21 protein-coding genes and 1 riboswitch are annotated in these 20,124 nt (G+C 72.9%); of the genes, 1 reads left to right on the plus strand and 20 read right to left on the minus strand.

Features of this window, described 5'->3' with window-relative positions; translation table 11 throughout:
• Positions 1 to 8: 8 nt before the first annotated feature.
• From ABD262_RS08345 to rpe, 10 genes are all read right to left on the minus strand, one after another.
• Positions 9 to 524: a PH domain-containing protein gene (locus ABD262_RS08345; RefSeq protein ID WP_344133918.1), complete on the minus strand. Its 516-nt coding sequence runs from the start codon at positions 522 to 524 to the stop codon at positions 9 to 11.
• A 5-nt stretch (positions 525 to 529) separates the two neighbouring features.
• Entirely contained in the window at positions 530 to 1,375 is an 846-nt protein-coding gene (gene hisG, locus ABD262_RS08350; RefSeq protein ID WP_344133921.1) for an ATP phosphoribosyltransferase, read from the minus strand.
• A gap of 60 nt (positions 1,376 to 1,435) precedes the next feature.
• On the minus strand, positions 1,436 to 1,699 hold the full coding sequence (locus ABD262_RS08355; RefSeq protein ID WP_344133924.1) for a phosphoribosyl-ATP diphosphatase: 264 nt from the start codon (positions 1,697 to 1,699) through the stop codon (positions 1,436 to 1,438).
• Positions 1,696 to 2,181, minus strand: a complete 486-nt coding sequence (gene ribH, locus ABD262_RS08360; protein ID WP_344133927.1) for a 6,7-dimethyl-8-ribityllumazine synthase — start codon at positions 2,179 to 2,181, stop codon at positions 1,696 to 1,698. The genes ABD262_RS08355 and ribH overlap by 4 nt, the downstream gene beginning before the upstream one ends.
• Positions 2,178 to 3,404: a bifunctional 3,4-dihydroxy-2-butanone-4-phosphate synthase/GTP cyclohydrolase II gene (locus ABD262_RS08365; RefSeq protein WP_344133930.1), complete on the minus strand. Its 1,227-nt coding sequence runs from the start codon at positions 3,402 to 3,404 to the stop codon at positions 2,178 to 2,180. The genes ribH and ABD262_RS08365 overlap by 4 nt, the downstream gene beginning before the upstream one ends.
• Entirely contained in the window at positions 3,401 to 4,117 is a 717-nt protein-coding gene (locus tag ABD262_RS08370) for a nicotinamide mononucleotide transporter family protein (RefSeq protein WP_344133933.1), read from the minus strand. Before ABD262_RS08370 ends, ABD262_RS08365 begins: the two co-directional genes overlap by 4 nt.
• Complete coding sequence (locus ABD262_RS08375; RefSeq protein WP_344133936.1) at positions 4,114 to 4,785, minus strand: riboflavin synthase; 672 nt, start codon at positions 4,783 to 4,785, stop codon at positions 4,114 to 4,116. The genes ABD262_RS08370 and ABD262_RS08375 overlap by 4 nt, the downstream gene beginning before the upstream one ends.
• Positions 4,785 to 5,810: a bifunctional diaminohydroxyphosphoribosylaminopyrimidine deaminase/5-amino-6-(5-phosphoribosylamino)uracil reductase RibD gene (gene ribD, locus ABD262_RS08380; RefSeq protein ID WP_344133939.1), complete on the minus strand. Its 1,026-nt coding sequence runs from the start codon at positions 5,808 to 5,810 to the stop codon at positions 4,785 to 4,787. The genes ABD262_RS08375 and ribD overlap by 1 nt, the downstream gene beginning before the upstream one ends.
• A 121-nt stretch (positions 5,811 to 5,931) precedes the next feature.
• Positions 5,932 to 6,062: riboswitch (FMN riboswitch) on the minus strand.
• Positions 6,063 to 6,119: 57 nt separating this feature from the next.
• Positions 6,120 to 7,805: an MFS transporter gene (locus tag ABD262_RS08385; RefSeq protein ID WP_344133942.1), complete on the minus strand. Its 1,686-nt coding sequence runs from the start codon at positions 7,803 to 7,805 to the stop codon at positions 6,120 to 6,122.
• A gap of 98 nt (positions 7,806 to 7,903) precedes the next feature.
• A complete protein-coding gene (gene rpe, locus ABD262_RS08390) occupies positions 7,904 to 8,560 on the minus strand; it encodes a ribulose-phosphate 3-epimerase (RefSeq protein WP_344133945.1) in 657 nt (218 codons plus the stop codon).
• Positions 8,561 to 8,666: 106 nt separating this feature from the next.
• Between rpe and ABD262_RS08395 the strand changes: the two genes are divergently transcribed.
• On the plus strand, positions 8,667 to 9,677 hold the full coding sequence (locus tag ABD262_RS08395; protein WP_344133948.1) for a tetratricopeptide repeat protein: 1,011 nt from the start codon (positions 8,667 to 8,669) through the stop codon (positions 9,675 to 9,677).
• A gap of 103 nt (positions 9,678 to 9,780) precedes the next feature.
• On the opposite strand, the gene ABD262_RS08400 is transcribed toward ABD262_RS08395, so the two are convergent.
• The 10 genes from ABD262_RS08400 to mihF form a co-directional block, all read right to left on the minus strand.
• Complete coding sequence (locus tag ABD262_RS08400) at positions 9,781 to 10,842, minus strand: LLM class flavin-dependent oxidoreductase (RefSeq protein ID WP_344133951.1); 1,062 nt, start codon at positions 10,840 to 10,842, stop codon at positions 9,781 to 9,783.
• Positions 10,843 to 10,893: 51 nt separating this feature from the next.
• Positions 10,894 to 12,468 (minus strand): RsmB/NOP family class I SAM-dependent RNA methyltransferase, encoded by a 1,575-nt coding sequence (locus tag ABD262_RS08405; protein ID WP_344133954.1) that lies wholly within the window; start codon positions 12,466 to 12,468, stop codon positions 10,894 to 10,896.
• Positions 12,461 to 13,399 (minus strand): methionyl-tRNA formyltransferase, encoded by a 939-nt coding sequence (gene fmt, locus ABD262_RS08410; RefSeq protein ID WP_344133957.1) that lies wholly within the window; start codon positions 13,397 to 13,399, stop codon positions 12,461 to 12,463. The genes ABD262_RS08405 and fmt overlap by 8 nt, the downstream gene beginning before the upstream one ends.
• On the minus strand, positions 13,399 to 13,944 hold the full coding sequence (gene def / locus ABD262_RS08415) for a peptide deformylase (protein WP_344133960.1): 546 nt from the start codon (positions 13,942 to 13,944) through the stop codon (positions 13,399 to 13,401). Before def ends, fmt begins: the two co-directional genes overlap by 1 nt.
• Before the next feature lie 86 nt (positions 13,945 to 14,030).
• Complete coding sequence (locus ABD262_RS08420; RefSeq protein ID WP_344133963.1) at positions 14,031 to 16,100, minus strand: primosomal protein N'; 2,070 nt, start codon at positions 16,098 to 16,100, stop codon at positions 14,031 to 14,033.
• A gap of 27 nt (positions 16,101 to 16,127) precedes the next feature.
• Positions 16,128 to 17,348, minus strand: a complete 1,221-nt coding sequence (gene metK / locus ABD262_RS08425; protein WP_344133966.1) for a methionine adenosyltransferase — start codon at positions 17,346 to 17,348, stop codon at positions 16,128 to 16,130.
• Positions 17,349 to 17,482: 134 nt separating this feature from the next.
• Positions 17,483 to 18,733 carry a bifunctional phosphopantothenoylcysteine decarboxylase/phosphopantothenate--cysteine ligase CoaBC gene (gene coaBC, locus ABD262_RS08430; RefSeq protein ID WP_344133968.1) on the minus strand — a complete coding sequence of 417 codons (1,251 nt, stop codon included), beginning with the start codon at positions 18,731 to 18,733 and terminating at the stop codon, positions 17,483 to 17,485.
• Between the two features lie 52 nt (positions 18,734 to 18,785).
• Positions 18,786 to 19,049 (minus strand): DNA-directed RNA polymerase subunit omega, encoded by a 264-nt coding sequence (rpoZ, locus tag ABD262_RS08435; protein WP_056923335.1) that lies wholly within the window; start codon positions 19,047 to 19,049, stop codon positions 18,786 to 18,788.
• A gap of 68 nt (positions 19,050 to 19,117) precedes the next feature.
• The gene (gene gmk, locus ABD262_RS08440) at positions 19,118 to 19,702 is read right to left on the minus strand and encodes a guanylate kinase (protein ID WP_344133975.1); all 585 of its coding nucleotides are present in this window, start codon (positions 19,700 to 19,702) and stop codon (positions 19,118 to 19,120) included.
• The gene (mihF, locus tag ABD262_RS08445; protein ID WP_056923337.1) at positions 19,699 to 20,016 is read right to left on the minus strand and encodes an integration host factor, actinobacterial type; all 318 of its coding nucleotides are present in this window, start codon (positions 20,014 to 20,016) and stop codon (positions 19,699 to 19,701) included. Before mihF ends, gmk begins: the two co-directional genes overlap by 4 nt.
• Between the last annotated feature and the right edge of the window lie 108 nt (positions 20,017 to 20,124).

Raw genomic sequence — 20,124 nt, forward strand, 5'->3', positions numbered from 1 at the left:
GCGCTGCGTCAGTCGAGGGTGACGTCTGGGCTCTTGGCCGACGGCCCGAGGGCCTGCACGAGGGCCGCGAGCCGGCCCGCCTCGGCTCGCGCGTAGCCGGCGTCGGCCTTCTGGATGGCCATCACGGCGAGGGTGTCGGTGTCGGACAACGCGAGGCTGACCCACGGGTCGCCACCGGAGAAGCGCACGTCGAGCACCTCCTGCCAGGACAGCGTGCGGGTCGTGAAGAGGTTGCGCACGGTCAGCCCGTCGCGCGTCGGCATTGCGCGGATGGACGCGAACCGCCACAGCATCAACGCGATCGCGACGCCCACGCCCACGAAGAAGACCTTGTCTCCCGTGCGCCACGTGCCACCCTCGTCGGGCCCGGGCAGCAGCACGGCGATGACCGCGAACAGCACCAGCGTGAGGGCGGCGAAACCATAGGCCACCTGCCGTCCACGGCGGGGACGGAAGACCGCGAAGGCGGCCTGCTCGTCCGCGCTGCCGGCCGGCCGGTCCGGGGCCCGACCAGAAGGGGTCATGGCGGTCACAACCGGCAGGCGGCGATGTCGGTCACCAGGATCGCCCGCGCGCCGAGCTCGTACAGCTCGTCCATGATCGCGTTGGTCCGCGCCCGCGGCACCATCGCCCGCACCGCGGCCCAGTCCTTGTTCTGCAGCGCGGAGACGGTGGGCGACTCGAGCCCCGGGGTGATGGCGCAGGCCGCCTCGACCAGGTCGACCGGGACGTCGTAGTCCAGCATCACGTAGTGGCGCGCCGTGACCACGCCGGTCAGCCGACGCCGGAGCACCTCGACCGCCGCGGTCTCGTGCGACCCCTCGCGACGGATCAGCACCGCCTCGCTGCGCAGGATCTCCTCGCCGAAGATCTCCAGTCCTTGCTGGCGCAGCGTCGTGCCGGTCTCGACGACGTCGGCGATGACGTCGGCCACCCCGAGGGTGATCGCCGTCTCGACGGCGCCGTCGAGGCGCACGACCTCGGCGCTGACGCCCTGGTCGGCGAGGTGCTTGCCGACCAGACCCGGGTAGCTGGTCGCGACGCGATGACCCGAGATCTCGGCGACGCTGGAGCAGGTGCCTGGCTTCGCGGCATACCGGAACGTGGAGCCGCCGAAGCCGAGCGTCATCACCTCGATGGCGGCGCTGCCGGCGTCGAGCAGCAGGTCCCGACCGGTGACCCCGCAGTCGACCGTGCCGGAGCCGACGTAGACCGCGATGTCCCGCGGTCGCAGGTAGAAGAACTCCACCTCGTTGTCGGTGTCGGTGAGCACGAGCTCCTTGCTGTCACGACGCGTGCGGTAGCCCGCCTCGCGCAGCATCTCGACAGCGGGCTCTGACAGCGAACCCTTGTTGGGTACTGCGATTCGCAACATGGTGCGTGGCTTTCTGACGGTGGTTGCTGGAGGATCGTGGTTGCTGGAGGACCGTGGTTGCTAGAGGTGGCTGTAGACGTCGTCGAGGGTGATGTCGGACGCCACCATCAGCACCTGCAGGTGGTAGAGCAGCTGGCTGATCTCCTCGGCCGTGCGGGCCTTGCCCTCGTGCTCGGCAGCCATCCAGACCTCGGCCGCCTCCTCCACGATCTTCTTGCCGATGGCATGCACCCCGGCGTCCAGCGCGGCGACGGTGCCCGACCCCGCGGGTCGGCTCACTGCCTTCTCGGCCAGCTCGGCGTACAGGTCGTCGAAAGTCTTCACGCGCCAAGGGTACGGGGAGCGAGTGCGCCGAGGGTGACCGCGGTCGCCACGGCGGCCATCGCCGCCTCGTGCCCCTTGTCCTCACTCGACCCGGGCAGCCCCGCCCGGTCGAGCGCCTGGGCGTCGTCGTCACACGTGAGCACCCCGAAGCCGATCGGGATCCCCGTGCGCACGCTCACCTGCGTCAGCCCGTGGGTGACCCCGGAGCAGACGTAGTCGAAGTGCGGTGTGCCACCGCGGATGACGACCCCCAGCGCGACGAGCGCGTCGTATGCCGGGGCGAGCCGTGCGCACGCGACGGTGAGCTCCACCGTGCCCGGCACCCGGACGAGGGGCACGTCGACGACTCCCGCCTCGGCGAGGGCGCGCTCGCCACCCGCCACGAGGCCGTCCATCACCTCGGTGTGCCACGAGGCAGCCACGATCGCGATGCGCAGGCCACTGCCGTCCGCCGTGACCACGGGAGCGCCGTGCCCGCTCACGCGCTGGCCCCCTGGTCACTCGCGTCGACGACCAGGTCATGGCCCATCCGGTCGCGCTTGGTGCGCAGGTAGGCGCGGTTGGCGGAGTTCGGCGCGATCGACAGTCGCTCGACGGCCGTCACGGTGATGCCGTAGCGCGACAGCGCCTCGACCTTCGCGGGGTTGTTCGTGAGCAGCCGCACCGCCGACAAGCCGAGGGCCGAGAGAATGGCCGCTCCGGCGGCATACTCCCTCGCGTCGACGGGCAGGTCGAGCTCGAGCTGGGCGTCGACGGTGTCGAGCCCGGCGTCCTGGAGCGCGTAGGCCTGCAGCTTGGAGACCAGGCCGACACCGCGTCCCTCGTGCCCGCGCAGGTAGACCAGCACGCCACCCTCGGCGGCGACCCGCTCCATCGACCGCTCGAGCTGGGGCCCGCAGTCGCAGCGCAGCGACCCGAAGGCGTCACCGGTCAGGCACTCGGAGTGCAGTCGCACCAGGGGGGCCGGACCGGTGGCACCCATCGGGCTGACCAGGGCCACGTGCTCGTCACCGGTCAGCCGGTCGCGGAAGCCGATGGCGGCGAACTCGCCGTGCCGGGTGGGCAGGGTGGTCTCGGCCAGCTGCTCGACCCGGTCGTGCAGCTGTCGCCAGGCCACGAGCTGCTCGATGGTGATCACCGGCACGTCGTGGACGGCGCCGGTCGCGAGCACCTCCGGCAGGCGCATCATCGTGCCGTCGTCGTTGACCAGCTCACCGATCGCCCCGGCCGGAGCCAGCCCGGCGAGCCGGCACAGGTCGACGGCCGCCTCGGTGTGACCCGGCCGCTCGAGGACGCCACCCGCCTTGGCCCGCAACGGGATCACGTGGCCGGGTCGCACGAACGACTCGGGAGTCGAGAGCGGGTCGGCCAGGAGCCGGATCGTGCGGGCCCGGTCGGCCGCGCTGATGCCGGTGCTGACGCCTTCGGCCGCGTCGACGGTCACGGTGTAGGCGGTGCGGAGCGGGTCGCGGTTGTCGGCCACCATCAACGGCAGACCGAGGCGGTCGGCCGCGGCCTCCGTGACCGGCGCACAGAGGTAGCCGCTGGTGTGCCGGATGGTCCACGCGAGCCAGTCGTCGGTCAGGGTCTGCGCCGCGAGGATCACGTCACCCTCGTTCTCCCGGTCCTCGCTGTCGGTGACCAGCACCGGGCGCCCGTCGCGCAGGGCGGCGAGGGCCTCCTCGACGGTGGCCAGGCCGATCATGCCGCGACCTCACTCAGCTCGCGTGCCGGGTCGCGCTCCTCACGGGAGGCCTTGAGCCAGACGAAGAAGCCGTAGACCACCAGGGCGCCGTAGACGATGAAGAGGATGGCGGTCGGGTAGTACTTGGAGTGCCAGAGCAGCGGCACACCCACGAGGTCGACCGCGATCCAGGCGAGCCAGAAGTCGTTCCAGCCGCGTGCCATCGCGTAGGTCGCGACCATCGACCCGACGAAGATCCAGGCGTCGCACCAGAAGTACCAGCGCGGTGCCGGCCACCCCGCGCCGATGACGGAGAAGACCCACTGGAAGACCAGCACGCCTGCGGCGGCGGCCGCGAGGTAGGCCACCCGCTCGCTGGCGGAGGCCCACCGCGGCGTGATGGCGGGGGCACCGGAGTCGCCGCCGGCGACCTCCCGCGCGGTGCGGACCTGGTTCCAGCGCCACCAGCCGTAGATGCTCGTGAGGATGAAGAAGACCTGGCGGCCGGCCTGCCCGAACAGCGGCTGCTGCGCCTGGGCGTCGAAGGTGGCGCCGATGAAGACCGTGAAGAGCAGCACGTTGCCGACGATCCCGATCGGCCAGGCCCAGACGCGGCGTCGCAGCCCACCGATGGCGGAGGCGAAGCCGAAACCGTTCCCGATGATCTCGCGCCATGTGATGGGGTGGCCCGCGATCGTCAGGTGCGCCTCGTAGAGCCGGGTGAAGAGGTTCATGTGGTGGTCTCCTTGGTGGTGATCAGGCGTTCGACGTACTTGGCCAGGACATCGACCTCGAGGTTGACGCGGTCGCCAACTCCCTTGTGTCCCAGCGTGGTCAGGGCCAACGTCGTAGGAATGAGCGAGACGCTGAAGGTGGCGTCGCCCCCGGTGGACTCGCGGCCCGCAGTGGACTGGCGGTCAGCCGTGGACTCGTGGCCGGCGCCGGCCTCGGTGAGGGCGGACACCGTGAGGCTGACGCCGTCGACGGTGATCGAGCCCTTCTCCACCACGTAGCGGGACAGCGGCTCCGGGAGGCTGAGCTGGACCACCTCCCAGCGGTCCCCGGGGGTGCGGCTCAGGATCTGCGCGGTGCCGTCGACGTGGCCCTGCACGATGTGGCCGCCGAACCGGCTCGTGGCCGACATCGCCCGCTCCAGGTTGACCCGGTCCCCCACGGCGAGGCTGCCGAGGCTGCTGCGGTCGAGCGTCTCGGCCATCACGTCGACGGTGAACTCCCCGTCGCCGTGCTCGACGACCGTCAGGCAGACACCATTGACGGCGATGGACGCGCCGTGGACCGCGTCGGAGGTGACGAGTGGACCGGCGACAGTCAGCCGGGCGGACGCCGCGCCGGGCTCGAGCGCGACGACGTGGCCGAGCTCCTCCACGATTCCGGTGAACATCAGATGCTCTCCTTCAAGGCCGCCGTGATCCGCACGTCGTGGCCGATCAGCGTGATGTCGGTGGGTCGCAGGCGAAGGGCATGGTCGATGGTGGTGATGCCGAGGTCGCTCACGGACGGCCGGCCACGGCCCAGCAGCACCGGGGCGACGTAGGCGATGATCTGGTCGACCAGGCCACCGGCCATGAACGCGGCGGCGACGGTCGGCCCTCCTTCCAGCCACACGTGGTGGACCCCGGCCCCGGCCAGCGTCGTCAGGACCTGCTTGGGGTCCCGGGTCCGCAGCTGCCACGTCGGCGCGGCATCGTCGAGCACCCGGGCCGTGGGGGGCAGGTCGCGCTCACCCATGACCACCCGAATCGGCTGGTGCGGGTAGAGCGAGCCGTCCGGCTTGCGGGCGGTCAGCTGGGGATCATCGAGCAGGGCCGTCCCCGTGCCCACGAGGATCGCCCCGCACCGCGACCGCTGCTCGTGGACGTCGGCGCGCGCCTCCTCGCCGGTGATCCACTGGCTGGTGCCGTCGGCGGCCGCACTGCGGCCGTCGAGGGTGGTCGCCAGCTTCCACGTCACCCATGGGCGGCCCGTGGTGACCAGGTGCGTCCAGGTCGGGTTCAGCGCGAGCGCCTCCTCGGCGAGGACGCCCGCCTCCACGACCACACCCTTGCGGCGCAGCCAGGCCGCCCCGCCTGCCGCGACCGGGTTGGGGTCGTCCTGGGCGTACACCACCCGGCTCACGCCCGCGGCATACAGGGCCTTGGCGCAGGAGGGCGTGCGCCCGACGTGGTTGCAGGGTTCGAGGGTCACGTATGCCGTCGTGCCCGCCGCACGCTCCCCTGCCGCCTCGAGCGCGTCAGCCTCCGCGTGAGGGGTGCCGGCCCCGTGGTGCCAGCCCGCTGCCACGACCTCGCCGGCTGGGTCGACCAGCACGCAGCCGACCCGGGGGTTCGCGTCGGCGTCGGGGCCGTGCGCAGCCAGCGCCAGGGCACGACGCATCATCGCCGCGTCGCCGGTGGGTTGCTCTGCCACTGTCCTGCCCTTGCTCGAGACCGATGGTCGAGCTCCGGGGGGGGGTGCAGGGCGAGCCTGCTGAGCGAGGACAGTGGCGCGGGGAGGCTGGTGCCACACCGCGAACGCACTGGTCCCGCTGTCGCGTGCTGCCTACCATCCGGACTCTCACCGTCGGTCTGGGAGTTCCACCCAGTCAACCGGCCGCTGGCTGCGGTCGGGTCGCGGACTGTCACCGCCGGTTCGGAATTGCACCGACCCCGGAGCACGTCAGCTCCCAGTATGCCGCAGTGTCGCCAGAGCGGCGCCGCCCGGTCCGCGTGATGGTCCTCACGGGCGACCCGAGGACCCCGGGTCCTTCGGGGTGAACCGGGTGACCATCCGGTCCACCTCGGCCGCCGCGGCGCGGGCAGCGGGAGTGAAGCCGAGGACGACCGCGAGGAAGCGGTGCGAGACCAGGGCGCGCAGCCGCAGGTCGGTGCGCGCCACCACGGTCGCCGTACGCGGTGTGTCCCGCAGGAGGGCGATCTCGCCGAAGCCCTCACCCGGCCCCAGGGTGGTGACGCGCACGCCGTCGCCGAGCACGTCGACCTCGCCGGACTCGATGACGAAGTAGCAGTCGCCGACGTCACCTTGGCTGAACACCGCCTGCCCGGCCGGGACCTGCACCGGCTCCAGCCCGCGAGCCAGCTGCTCGACGGACGGCAGTGGCAGGGTGCGGAGCATCGGGACCTGCCGGAGGAGCTCGACGTCGAGGTCGTGGCCGCCCACCGATCGGTCCAGCTGTCGCAGCCGCCTCCACGAGGCCACCGCCAGGACGGGACACACCAGGCCGATGCCGAACAGCGCGGCGCGAGGGCCGAGCTCGTCGACCAGCCACGACGCGACCAGCGCGCCGATGCCGATGGACACCGCGACCAGGCTCTCCAGCACGCCGAACACCCGGGCCAGCACCTCGTCGGGGGCCATCCGCGCCAGGAGCGTGAACCCGGCGACGTCGACCAGAGCGTTCCCGACGCCGACGAGGGCGATGAGACCGAGTGCCGCGCCCTGGTGCGGGACGACGCCGACCAGTGCGATCGGCAGACCCCACAGGGCCACCCCGACCGCGAACCACGCGCCCAGCCCGCGGGTGCCCACGAGCAGCGAGGCCGCCAGCGAGCCGAGCACCGCCCCCACCCCGACCGCCGTCATCAGCGCGCCGGCCCCCGGCTCACCCGTGCCGAGCAGCTCGATGGCCACCACCACCGACAGCACGGTGAGCGCGCCACGGGTGAAGGACTGGGCAGCCGCCAGGCCGAGGATCACGGCCAGGCCGCGGTGGCGCGCGACCGCCTTGAGCCCGTCGACCGCCTCCCGGACCAGGCGAGGTCGGGTCGACACGGACGGGCGGGGCGGCGCGTCGTAGCGCAGGCGCAGCAGGAGGGCGGCCGCCCACCACGAGGAGGCAGCCGCCACCCAGAACACCGCGGACACGTCGGCCACCTCCAGGAGGACGGCGGCGAGCAGCGGCCCGACGAGGGTGGCTGCGGAGTCCAGCAGCCCTCGCACGACGTTGGCACTGGCCAGCTCGCTCCCCGTGTGGCACAGCGACGGGAGCAGGGCGGAGTGGGCCGGCCGGAAGAGCGTGGCGGCGATCGTGGAGAGGACGGCGAGCGCGTAGATCAGGACCGGGGGCCCGGAGACCGCCGCGACCACCGCAGCGGCGGCCGTGACGGCCCCACGCACCGTGGAGACCACGACGAGGACTCGTTCACGTCGCCCCCGGTCCGCCAGCGGCGAGAGCAGTGGCGCGAAGACGGCAGCAGGAACCATCCGGATCAGACCGACGAGCCCGAGGGCGGTGGCCCCGCCGGCTCGGTAGGCGACGATCCCGAGGGCCACGGTGAAGGCCCACTCCGCGGTCCAGGCGCCCAGGAAGCTCAGCTGCGCACGCCGCAGCTGGGGGTTGCGGGCGTTGCTGGTGAACGCCACCGCGGCGTCGGCCAGCCGGCTGCGACTGCCCGCCTCCGCCATGAGCAGACTCTAGGGCTGCACCACGGGCCCACTCCAGACCCGCGGCCGGCGCCGGGGCGGCTTCCGGGATCCGGGATCCGCCCGGATCTGCGCCGGGCTCAGTGCGCGTGCGCGGTCGCCAGGGCGCGCAGCTCGTCGACCGCGGCGGCGGCGTCCTGCGCTCCGTAGACGGCGGACCCCGCCACGAACACGTCGGCCCCGGCCTCGGCGCACTGCTCGATGGTGGTGGCCGACACTCCCCCGTCCACCTGCACCCAGATCTCGCCACCGTGGCGCCGGACCGCCTCGCGGACCTGGGCCACCTTGGGCATCTGGTCGGCCATGAACGACTGTCCGCCGAACCCCGGCTCGACCGTCATCACGAGGACCATGTCGAGGTCCGGGAGGAGGTCCTCGTACGGCGCGAACGTCGTCCCCGGCTTGATGGCCATCCCCGCGCGGGCGCCGAGCCCGCGCAGTGTGCGCGCCAGGGCGCGGGGATCGTGCGCCGCCTCGATGTGGAACGTCACCGACGACCCGCCCGCCTCGGCATACATCGGCGCCCACCGGTCGGGATCCTCGATCATGAGGTGGCAGTCGAGCGGGATGGGGCTGACCCGGGCCAACGCCTCGACGACGGGCAGCCCGAGGGTGAGGTTCGGCACGAAGTGCCCGTCCATCACGTCGACGTGGGCCCAGTCGGCGTTGGCGATGCGGCGGAGCTCGGCCTCGAGGTTGGCGAAGTCCGCGGACAGGATGCTGGGCGAGATCTGCACGCGGCCACAGTAGTGGGACGGCTGGACGTCGAACGGACCTAGTCCCTATGGGCGGCCTCTCCCCAGACCCATCCTGCCCCGTGGTCCGACCCGCGAGAATCCCCGTGTGACCCCGTTGATCACCGGTGTGCTCGGACTCACCCTCGTGGCCATCCTGATCGCCGCTGTCCAGCACTGGCGTGCTCGACGCACCATCGCCGCCATGTCGACGCTGATGATGGCTGGCGAGCACGACCGGGTGCTGGCCCACCGGGCGCCGCCGAAGGCCTACCGCCCCCTGGCCGACCGGCTCCGCGCCACGAGCGCGCTGTTGACCGGCCGGAACGACCTCGCCCTGCGGCTCCTCGACACGGGTCGGGTCTCTGCCGCCGTCGCTGGCCAGGTCGGTGCCATCGATCTGCACCTGCGAGCTGGCGCCCTCATCGCGATGGGTCGCTACGGTGAGGCCGTCGCCGTCCTCGGCGACGACCCGAGCGGCGCGATAGCGCGCCACCAGCGCGCCCAGATCGGCGTCGAGACTGGTGACGACGCCACCGCGTTGCGCCTGCTCGAGGTCCCCGACACCGAGCCGGACGAGGAAGCCGGTCGCCTCCGCATCCTTGGGGACCTGCACATCCGCAGGGGCCGACTGTCAGAGGGCGAGGCACTGGTCCGACGGGCTCGCGCCGCCTACGCCGTCTCCGCCATGCCCGCCCATGAGGTCGACACCGGCTACTGCCACTACCACCTGGGCGAGGCGGCGCTGGCGCGCACCGACGCGGCTGGCGCTCTGGCGCAGCTCACGACCGCACTGGCCCTGCTGTCAGTCCGCCCGGACAACGCCCCCGGCCTGGCGACCGTCCATGCCCGGCTGGGCGAGGCCTACGCCCTGTCGGGGAAGCCCGAGCCCGCGCAACAGCACCTGCACGAGGCCCGACAGTTCTGCGAGCGCGTGGGCTCGCCCAGCCTGTCGTCGATGGTCGAGCGCAGCCACGGTCTGGTCGCGCTCCACCTGGGACGGGTCGAGGACGCACGGCGTCACCTGAGCAACGCCCGGGCCGGCCACCTCGCGCTGGCGGAGACGCCCGCCGCCGACTGGATCGCCGGGCTGCTCACCGAGCTGGACGCCACCAGCTGATGCCAGCGGGCTGAGGGCACTGGGCCGAGGGCACTGAGCTGAGGTCACGAGGTACCTCACGTGTGGCTGACGCAGCCCCTTGCCACGGACCGATCGCCCGCGCTCAGGCGGCCCGCTGCCCGAACGCGTCTGCGAGCAGGATCAACGTCGCCTCACGCGCAGGGGCACTGTCGGCCGGCGTGCCGACGAGGGCTCCGGCGACTGGGTGCACCATGACCTCGTCGACGGCGTGCTCGGCCGCCAGCGCGGCGACCTGCTCGGCGACGCGGTCGGGGGTGCCGACGACCCAGCGCCTGCGCATCTCGTCGGCCAGCGCACGGTGTGCGTCGGCGATACCGGCCTCCTCGGCCTGCTCGACGAGCAGCTGGGGCGCCAGCGGCCCGCCGGTGCGCAGCGCCACCATCGACGCCAGGTTGGGCAGCACGAGCCGGTCCGCCTCGGCCTGCGTGGGTGCCACGACGACATTGAGGGTGAGGAAGGTGCGGGGGGTCGGGTGGCTCGCGGTCGGGGTGTACCCCGACCGGTAGAGCTCGAGGGCAGCCGCAGTGCCCCGCCCGGAGAAGTGGTGGGCGAAGACGTACGGCAGACCGCGCTCAGCCGCCAGCCGCGCCGAGTAGTCCGAGGAGCCCAGCAACCAGACCTCCGGGACGGAGACGGGCCTGGGCGTGGCGTTCAGGGGGTGGACGTCGCCGCCCACCCTGATGCCGACCCCCTCGGTGGACATCAGCGAGATCACGTCGTCGACGTACTGCGGGAACCGCGCCACCGCGTCCGCCTCGACCCCACCGGCGCCGTGTCGCAGCGCGTAGCTGGTCACCGGGTCGGTGCCGGGAGCCCGGCCGATCCCGAGGTCGATCCGTCCGGGATGAGCAGCCTCGAGCAGGGCGAACTGCTCGGCCACGACGAGCGGCGCGTGGTTCGGCAGCATGACACCGCCGGAGCCCACGCGGATCCGCTCGGTGGCCGCCGCGACCATGGCGATGAGCACCGGCGGGCTCGTCGCCGCGACGGCGGGCATGTTGTGGTGCTCGGCCAGCCAGTAGCGCCGGTAGCCGTGCCGGTCGGCGACCTGGGCCAGCGACCGGGTCGCCGCGAGGGCCTGTCCGGTGGTCTGGTCCTGGCGGACGGGAACGAGGTCGAGGACGGACAGCGCGGGGGTGTTCACCTGTGGGCCAACCGGCCACCGTCGACGGCTATTCCGGTCGCCTGCGCGAGCTCAGGCCTTCTTGCGCAGCAGCGCGAGGAACATCCCGTCCGTGCCGTGCACGTGCGGCCAGAGCTGCACGGTCGGCCCCGCGCCCGGCACGACCAGCGGCGAGCCGTCGGCCGCCCGCACGAACTCCCGGGCGTCGAGGAGCTCGACGTCGGTGCGTCGCTTCGTCACGTCACCCACGACGAACGACGTCTCGGCCAGGTGCGGGCTGCAGGTCGCGTAGGCGATGACCCCGCCGACAGCCGTGGCGTCGATCGCGGCCGCCAGCAGCTCGCGCTGGAGCTTGCCCAGGTCGGCCAGATCGGCCGGCGTGCGCCGCCACCGCGCCTCCGGCCGACGACGCAGGGCGCCCAGCCCGGTGCACGGCGCATCGACCAGCACGCGGTCGTACCGGCCGGGCTCGTCCTCGCCGACGAGCCGGCCGTCACCGGTCCGCACGGTGACCGAGCGTCCCTCGGCGCGGGCCCGTGCGATGGCCGGCCTGAGCGTCTGGCGCACCAGGTCGCTGCGGTGGTCACTGATCTCGTTGGCCGTCAGGTCGGCGCCGGCCTCGATGGCCAGCCCGGCCAGCAGCCCGGCCTTGCCGCCGGGGCCCGCGCAGAGGTCGAGCCACTGCTCGACGCCCCCGGACGCAGCGTCCGTGGACTCGACCGGCACGCTCGCCAGCGCGAGGGCGACCAGCTGCGAGCCCTCGTCCTGCACCGCAGCGCGGCCTTCGCGCACCGCCGGTATGCCGCCCGGGTCGCCACCTTCGAGCACCGCACCGAGCGGTGAGAGCAGCGAGGGGGACGCGCCGGCGTCGACCAGCTCGCTGACGGTGGCCAGGCCGGGTCGGGCGACCAGCGAGACCTTGGCCGGCGCGTTGTCCGCGGTCACCAGGGCCGTGAGCTCGGCATCCACCGTCTCGGCGGTCGCCGCCCCATGGCCGAGCAGGGCAGCCCGCAACGCCTTCACGACCCATTCCGGGTGGGACTGCTCCACGGCCAGCTGGGCCGTGAGCTCGCCCGACGGGACGACCTGCGCGAGCCAGGCCTCGAGGTCGCGCTCGCTCACCCGCCGCATGACCGCGTTGACGAACCCGGCCGCCCCGGCGCCGTTCACCTTGCGCGCCAGGCCCACCGTCTCGTCGACGGCCGCGTGGGTCGGCACTCGCATGCCGAGCAGCTGGTGCGCGCCCAGCCGCAGGGTGTCGAGGACGTTGGGGTCGATCTTGTCCACGCCACGACCGGCCGCCACCGCGATGATCGGGTCGTAGAGCCCGTGCATCCGGACCGCGCCGTAGACGAGCTCGGTCGTGAACGCCGCATCACGCCCGTGGATGCCCCGGTCGCGCAGCACCTTGGGCAGCTCGAGGTTGGCGTAGGCCCCGTCGGCGACGGCCCGCAGGACCGTGTAGGCGGCGAGCCGCTGCGGGTCGCCGCCGCGGTTGCGCTCACTGGGTCGCTGCGCGGAGCGCTCCCGACCACCGTGCGCCCGCTCGGGCCGCTGGCGGCCCTTGGCATTGCGCCGGCCGCCCTGGTCACCACGTCGACCGCCGTCGCCGTCCCGTCGTGGGGCGCCTGGTCCTTGCTCACTCATGGCTGAACCGCTCTCCCACATCGATGCGGACGCCGCGGGCCCAGTCGGCCGCGGCCATCTCCTTCTTGCCGTGTGGCTGCACGGCCGAGAGCCGCACCACGCCGCCCCCGGTGCCCACGTGGACCGCACGCTTGCCTGCGACGAGCTCCCCGGGCGCGAGGGAGGGCCCGGCGTACGCGGGCTCGGGGAACACCGGCAGGAGCTTGACCCTGGTCTCGCGGAAGGTCGACCAGGCCCCGGGTGCCGGGGTGCACCCGCGCACCTGGCGGTCGACGGCGACCGCCGGGCGGTCCCAACGCACCTGCGCGTCGGCGACCTCGATCTTGGGCGCGAGGGACACCCCGTCGGTGGCCTGCGGGACCGGGGTCAGGGAGCCGTCGGCGAGGCCGTCCATGGTGGCGACCAGCAGCGCCGCCCCGCCTTCGGCCAGCCGGTGCAGCAGGTCGCCCGACGTGTCGCGGGGGCGGATGCGCTCGGTCATCAGCCCGAAGACCGGACCGGTGTCGAGGCCGGCCTCGATGCGGAACGTCGTGGCTCCGGTGACCTCGTCGCCGGCCATCACGGCGTGTTGCACCGGTGCGGCCCCGCGCCAGGCAGGCAACAGCGAGAAGTGCAGGTTGACCCAGCCGTGCCGCGGGATGTCGAGCGCGACCGGGGGGATCAGGGCGCCATAGGCGACGACGGGGCAGGCGTCAGGCGCGATCTCGCGCAGGCGGTCGAGGAAGTCGGGGTCTCGCGGGCGATCGGGGGTGAGGACCTCGATGCCGAGCTCCTCGGCCCGCTGGCGCACCGGCGACGTCACGACCCCTCGACCGCGGCCGGCCCGGGCGTCGGGGCGGGTGACGACGGCGACGACCTCGTGGGGCGACGCCACCAGGGCGTCGAGCGACGGCACCGCCGGCGCTGGGGTGCCGGCGAAGACCAGCCGCATCACATGCCCCGGCCGAAGGTGGCGTGCGGGCTGACCTTGACCACCGGAGTCGTGCCACCAGCCCAGTCGGCCTCGCGGATCGCGCGCATGGCGGCCTTGCGCTGCTCCCGGTCCATCCGGTCGATGAACAGGATCCCGTCGAGGTGGTCGGTCTCGTGCTGGAGGCAGCGGGCGAGGAGCTCGGAGCCCTCGACGACCACCGGCTCACCGAACTGGTTGAAGCCCTTGGCGACCGTGCGCAGGGCCCTGGGCGTCTCGAACCGCAGCCCGGGGAACGACAAGCAGCCCTCCTCCCCCTCCTGCAGCTCGGTCGAGAGGTCGAGGTCGGGGTTGACCAGGTGCCCCAGCTCACCGTCGACCCAGTAGGTGAACACCCGCAGGCCCACGCCGATCTGGGGTGCAGCCAGGCCGGCACCGGGCGCGTCCACCATCGTCTCGGTCAGGTCCTTGACCAGCTGGCGCAGCTCCCGGTCGAAGTCCACGACCGGCTCCGCGGGCGTGCGGAGGACTGGATCGCCGAAGAGACGGATGTTCTGGATCGACACGCGCGCCAGTCTAGGCGGGCCGGCTCGGGCCAGGACGCCGGGGAACGGCACGCCGGGACAGGCTCGCGGCCGGAGTCGACCCGCGCTCAGGTGGCAGGGTCGCGCGGGTCCATCCGCACCTGGATCGAGGCCTTCTCCTTGCGGGCACTGCGGATCGCCTTCATCGCCGCCAGCGCCTCGGCCAGGCCGGCGCGCTGGTCGAGGGGACACCGCAGGAGCATGCGCACCGTGTCGTCGGCCACCTGGAGCGGCCCGAGCCGCTCGACGCCGTCGGGCAGGTGAGCCAACCGCAGGGCCGCCTCGACGGCACGGCGTTCACCGGTGACCGCGGCCAGCGCCACGGTCGGAGGCAGCGAGAGCTCGCGCCGGTCGGCCAGCTCGCGACCCGCGAACCACGCGGGGTCCCAGCGCACCAGCGCCTCCACCACCGGCAGCGTGGTGTGGCTGGGGGCGCCGCACAGGACCACCTGCCCACCGGCGACGGCGCCGCGGGTGAGGGCGCCGGCAGCGGTCCAGCGCCGCAGCGCCTCCTCGCCCGCATCGAGGGTGGGTCGGTCGAGGCTGGCCCAGGCGTCGAGCAGGAGGCACGCGGCATACCCGCCCTCGGCCACGGGCTCGGCACCCGGCGTGGCGATGACGAGGGCCGGTGTCGCCGCCACCCGCTCGAGGACGGCGCCGGCCCCCGAGGTGTGCACCGGCACCCCGGGAAAGGCCCGGCCCAGCTCCTCGGCGGTGCGCCGGGCCCCGACGACCGACGAGCGCAGCTCGCGCCCCCCGCAGTGCCGGCACTCGAAGCGGCCCACACCGCGACCGCACCAGCGGCAGGCCGGCTCGGCCTGGCGTGAGCCCAGCGCGACCGGGCCCCCGCAGTGGCCACACCGCACGGCCGTGCGGCAGGTCTGGCAGGAGAGCGAGGGCACGTAGCCGCGGCGGGGCACCTGCACGAGCACCGGCCCGCTCTCCAGGGCGGCCTTGGCCGTGCGCCAGGCGATCGAGGGCAGGTGGGCCGACGCGGCCGCGGCGTCGCGCTCGACCTCGACCCCCTCGCCCGCGACCTGCACCCGAGGGACCACCCCGCGCACGGAGGCACCTGCGATGACCCGCAGGTCGCCGGACTCGACGAGGCGCTGCACGGCGGCGGTGCGGGTGAAGCCGCCGGAGAGCACCGCGGCCCCCTCGAGCCGGGCCCGCGTGAGCAGCACGTCACGCACGTGGGGGTAGGGAGCACGGGGCTCGTCGAGCAGGTCGTCGCCGTCGTCCCACCAGGCGACCAGACCCAGGTCGCGCACCGGCGCGAAGGCCGCCGCACGGGTGCCGACCACGACCGACACGTGGCCACGCAGGACCTTGAGCCAGGCGGTGTAGCGGGCCTGGGGGCCCTGGTCGGCGGTGAGGCGGACATGCCGCCCCGGGCCGAGCGTGGCGGTCAGTGCGGCGTCGACGCGGGCGACGTCGCGGTGGTCGGGCACGACCAGCACGCTCCCGCGACCAGCGGCCAGGGTGGCGGCGGCAGCCGTGGCGAGCGCCGCCGGCCAGTCCTGGTCGGCAGACACGGTCGGCAGCGCCAGCCACGAGGCGGCCGGGGAGTCCCCCGCAGCCAGCCGTGTGAGGAAGGCCTGGCCCGCGGCATACCTGCTCCACGCGGGGCTCAGGGCCGCTGGCGCGGGCAGCGGGTCGGGGGTGGGCGGCTCCAGGGCCAGTGCCTTCTCGGCAGCCGCGTGGCGCGGCGGGACGGCCAACCTGAGCACGTCGCCGAGCGTGCCGGCGCACGAGGCGGCGACCTCGGACGCCACCTGCAGCTGGGTCGGCGTCAGGACGGGCTCGGCCGACACCACCCGGCGGATGGGGACGAGCCGCCCTTCGTGCTCGGCCTGCGGCTGCCGGTCGACCACGAACCCGTCGAGGTCCTGCCCGGCGAAGCGCACCTTGACCCGGACGCCCGGCACCGCCGTGTCGGCCAGCGCCTCGGGCACGAGGTACTCGAACGGACGTGCCAGGTGGGCCAGCCCGGTGTCGACCACGACCGAGGCCACCGGGTCGGTGGACGCGGTGGCCTGGTCGGTGGTGCGAGGCGGGCGGGCGGGCTTGGCGAGGGCAGAACGGATCAGCGCGAGCTGCTCGCCCGCCTGCTCACCCGATCCGCCCTGTCCACTCACGGGAGCGAACCTAGCGAACGGGTCCGACTAGCCCTTGACTGCCTTCTGCAGCTCCTCGACGCGGTCGGTGCGCTCCCAGGTGAACGGGTTCTCGACGTTCCCGGCCACGGTGCGGCCGAAGTGGCCGTAGGCGGCGGTCGGCTTGTAGATCGGGCGGAGCAGGTCGAGGTCGTGGACGATCGCCCCCGGCCGGAGGTCGAAGACCGACGCGATCGCAGCCTGGATCTTGTCGACCGGCGCCGACTCGGTGCCGAAGGTCTCGACGTAGAGGCCGACCGGCTGGGCCTTCCCGATGGCGTAGGCGACCTGGACCTCGCACCGGCGGGCGAGCCCGGCGGCGACGACGTTCTTGGCGACCCAGCGCATGGCGTAGGCGGCCGAGCGGTCGACCTTCGACGGGTCCTTGCCGGAGAAGGCGCCGCCGCCGTGGCGGGACATGCCGCCGTAGGTGTCGACGATGATCTTGCGACCCGTGAGACCGGCGTCACCCATCGGGCCACCGATGACGAAGTTGCCCGTGGGGTTGATCAGGGTGCGGTAGTCCGACACGTCGAGGTCGGTGCCCTCGTCGGCGAGCTCGGCCAGCACGGGCTTGATCACGTGGTCGATGATGTCGGGGGCGAGGAGGCCCTCGAGCGAGATGTCCTCGGCGTGCTGGGTGGACAGCACGACGGTGTCCAGCCGGACCGCCCGGTCGCCGTCGTAGCCGATGGTGACCTGGGTCTTGCCGTCGGGGCGCAGGTAGGCGACGTCGCCGCTCTGCCGGACCGCGGTCAGGCGCTCGGCCAGGCGGTGCGCGAGGTGGATCGGCAACGGCATCAGCTCGGCGGTGTCCTCGCAGGCGTAGCCGAACATCAGACCCTGGTCGCCGGCGCCCTGCTTGTCGAGCGGGTCGACGCCACCGGTGCGGTTCTCGTAGGCGGTGTCGACGCCCTGCGCGATGTCAGGGCTCTGCTGCCCGATCGACACCTCGACGCCGCACGAGGCGCCGTCGAAGCCCTTGGTGGACGAGTCGTAGCCGATGCCCAGCACGGTGTCACGGACGATCTTCGGGATCTCCACGTAGGCCTCGGTGGTGACCTCGCCGGCCACGTGGACGAGACCGGTGGTCACCATCGTCTCGACCGCGACCCGGCTGCCCGGGTCCTGGCTCAGCATGGCGTCGAGGATGGCGTCGGAGATCTGGTCGCAGATCTTGTCCGGGTGACCCTCGGTGACGGACTCGGACGTGAAGAGGCGGGCAGACACTCAAGTCTCCTTCGGGGCGGCGAACGCCGTCGTGCTGACGGTGCTGACGGTGGTGGCAGTACTGACGTTGCTGGCGGTGTTGACAATGGGCCGCGACGACGGCACGGCTGCGCGACCCCGAGAGTGTACCTAGGTCAGAGAATCTCCTGTACGGCGTCCCACACCGCGGCGGCGACGACCTCCTTGGACGCCGGACCCGCGTCGACGACGTGGCTCGAGCCCTGGCGCAGGATGTGCACGGTGTTGTCGTCGCGCCCGAAGGTCTTGTCGACTCCCACCTCGTTGACCACGAGGAGGTCGCAGCCCTTGCGCAGCAGCTTCTGGCGCCCGTGCTCGAGCACCCCGCCCTGCTCGTCACCGGTCTCCGCGGCGAACCCGACGATGACCGGGGTGGCCTCCTCGCCGCGCGCCTCGACGAGCCCGGCGAGGACGTCCGGGTTGCGCACCAGCTCGATGGTGGGAGCCGCCTCGGGGTCGTCCGGGTCGTGCGTCTTCTTGATCTTGGCCTCGGTGTAGTGCGCCGGGCGGAAGTCGGCCACGGCGGCCGCCATCACGACCACGTCGGCGTCCTTGGCGGCCCGCTCCACGGCAGCCTGCAGCTCGAGCGCGGTCGCCACGGGCACGACCGTGACACCGCGGGGGGCGGCCAGCGAGGTGTTGGCGGCGACCAGCGTCACCGAGGCTCCCCGGCTGGCGGCCACGGCGGCGAGGGCGTACCCCTGCTTGCCCGAGCTGCGGTTGCCGAGGTACCGCACGGGGTCGAGCGGCTCGCGCGTGCCACCGGCCGACACGACGACGGTGCGACCGGCGAGCTCGGAAGTCGCGGCCGGGGAGCGCGGGGAGGTGTGCGGCGCGGGGTGGGCGAGAACTCGCTCGCACACGGCATACAGGGCCTCGGGCTCGGGGAGCCGCCCGGGACCGGTGTCGGCGCCGGTCAGGCGCCCCGACGCCGGCGGGATGATGTGTATGCCGCGCTCGGCCAGCGTGGACACGTTGGCCTGCGTGGCCGCGTGGTCCCACATCTCGGTGTGCATCGCCGGGGCCATGACGACCGGGCAGCGAGCGGTGAGCAGCACGTTGGTGAGCAGGTCGCCGGCCAGCCCGTGGGCAGCCTTGGCGAGCAGGTCGGCGGTGGCCGGGGCGACGACCACCAGGTCAGCGGTCTGTCCCAGCCGGACGTGCGGGACCTCGTGCACGGAGTCCCAGACCCCGGTGTGCACGGGTTTGCCCGAGAGCGCCTCCCACGTGGGGGCGCCGACGAACTGCAGGGCCGAGGCGGTGGGCACGACCGTGACGTCGTGTCCCGCCTCGGTGAACAGGCGCAACAGCGAGCAGGCCTTGTAGGCGGCGATGCCACCACTGACCCCGAGGACGATGCGCGCCATCGCGCTCCTGTCCCGTGCTCTCGTCGCGTCCGGTCCGGGTCCGTGCTCGGGCTCAGCCCTCGATCGGCTCGGAGGTGACGAGGCCCTCGTTGATCTCACGCAGCGCGATGGACATCGGCTTCTCGTGGACCTGGCTGTCGACCAGCGGGCCGACGTGCTCCAGCAGCCCCTCCTGGAGCTGGGAGTAGTAGGCGTTGATCTGGCGGGCGCGCTTGGCCGAGTAGATGACCAGGGCGTACTTCGAGTCGGCCTTGGTGAGCAGGTCGTCGATCGGCGGGTTGGTGATGCCGATCGGGTTGGCGACGGTTCCAGACACGGGGGTACTCACTTCTGTTGGGGCTTGGCTGCAGGTCCTGCTGCTGACGGGCTCGGATGACGGCGTCGTCAGTGCGATCGCATCAATGATACGAGTTCTTCGGCCGCACGACGAACGTCGTCGTTCACGATGGTGACGTCGAACTCGTCCTCGGCGGCCATCTCGACCTTGGCGGTCTCGAGCCGACGGGACCGTTCCGCCTCGTCCTCGGTGCCGCGGCCGACCAGCCGACGGACCAGCTCGTCCCAGCTCGGGGGCGCGAGGAAGACGAACAGCGCCTCCGGCATGGACGCGCGCACCTGTCGCGCACCCTGCAGGTCGATCTCCAGGAGCGCCATCCGGTGCTCCCGCAGGGCCTGCTCCACGGGGGCGCGAGGGGTGCCGTAGTGGTTCACCCCGTGCACGACCGCCGACTCGAGCAGCTCGCCGTCGCGCTCCATCCGGGCGAACTCGTCGGTGTCGACGAAGTGGTAGTGCGTGCCCTCCACCTCACCGGGACGCGGCTTGCGGGTCGTGGCGCTCACCGAGAGCCAGACCTCCGGGAAGTGGTCGCGCACGTAGGCGGAGAGAGTGCCCTTGCCGACCGCGGTGGGACCGGCGAGCACGACGAGCCGCCTGGGGCGGTCCTCGCCTGCGGGAGCGGGCCGGCTCACGCCTCGTCGAAGCGCGTGAGCAGAGCCGAGATCTGGTTGGCGCCGAGACCGCGGACGCGGCGGCTCTCGGAGATGCCGACCTCCTCCATGATCTGGCGGGCGCGGACCCGTCCGACGCCGGGCATCGACTCCAGCAGCGCGGAGACCTTCATCTTGCCGACGACCTCGTTGGCCTTGCCGTCGGTGATGACCTCCTTGAGGGAGCCTTGCGCGTACTTCAGTCGGTTCTTCACGGCGGCACGCTCACGGCGTGCGACGGCAGCCTTCTCGAGGGCCGCGGCACGCTGCTCCGGGGTCAACGGGGGTAGGGCCACGGTGGTACTCCTTGCGCAGGCAGATCGGCACGTATCTCGTGTCTTGGTGATGTCTTCCGACAATAGCAACCGACCCGCGGGGTTTCGCGCCGAGGTCGGCGTCGGCTA

Origin of the sequence: Pedococcus bigeumensis (assembly GCF_039531795.1) — a bacterium.
Taxonomy (GTDB): Bacteria; Actinomycetota; Actinomycetes; order Actinomycetales; family Dermatophilaceae; genus Pedococcus; species Pedococcus bigeumensis.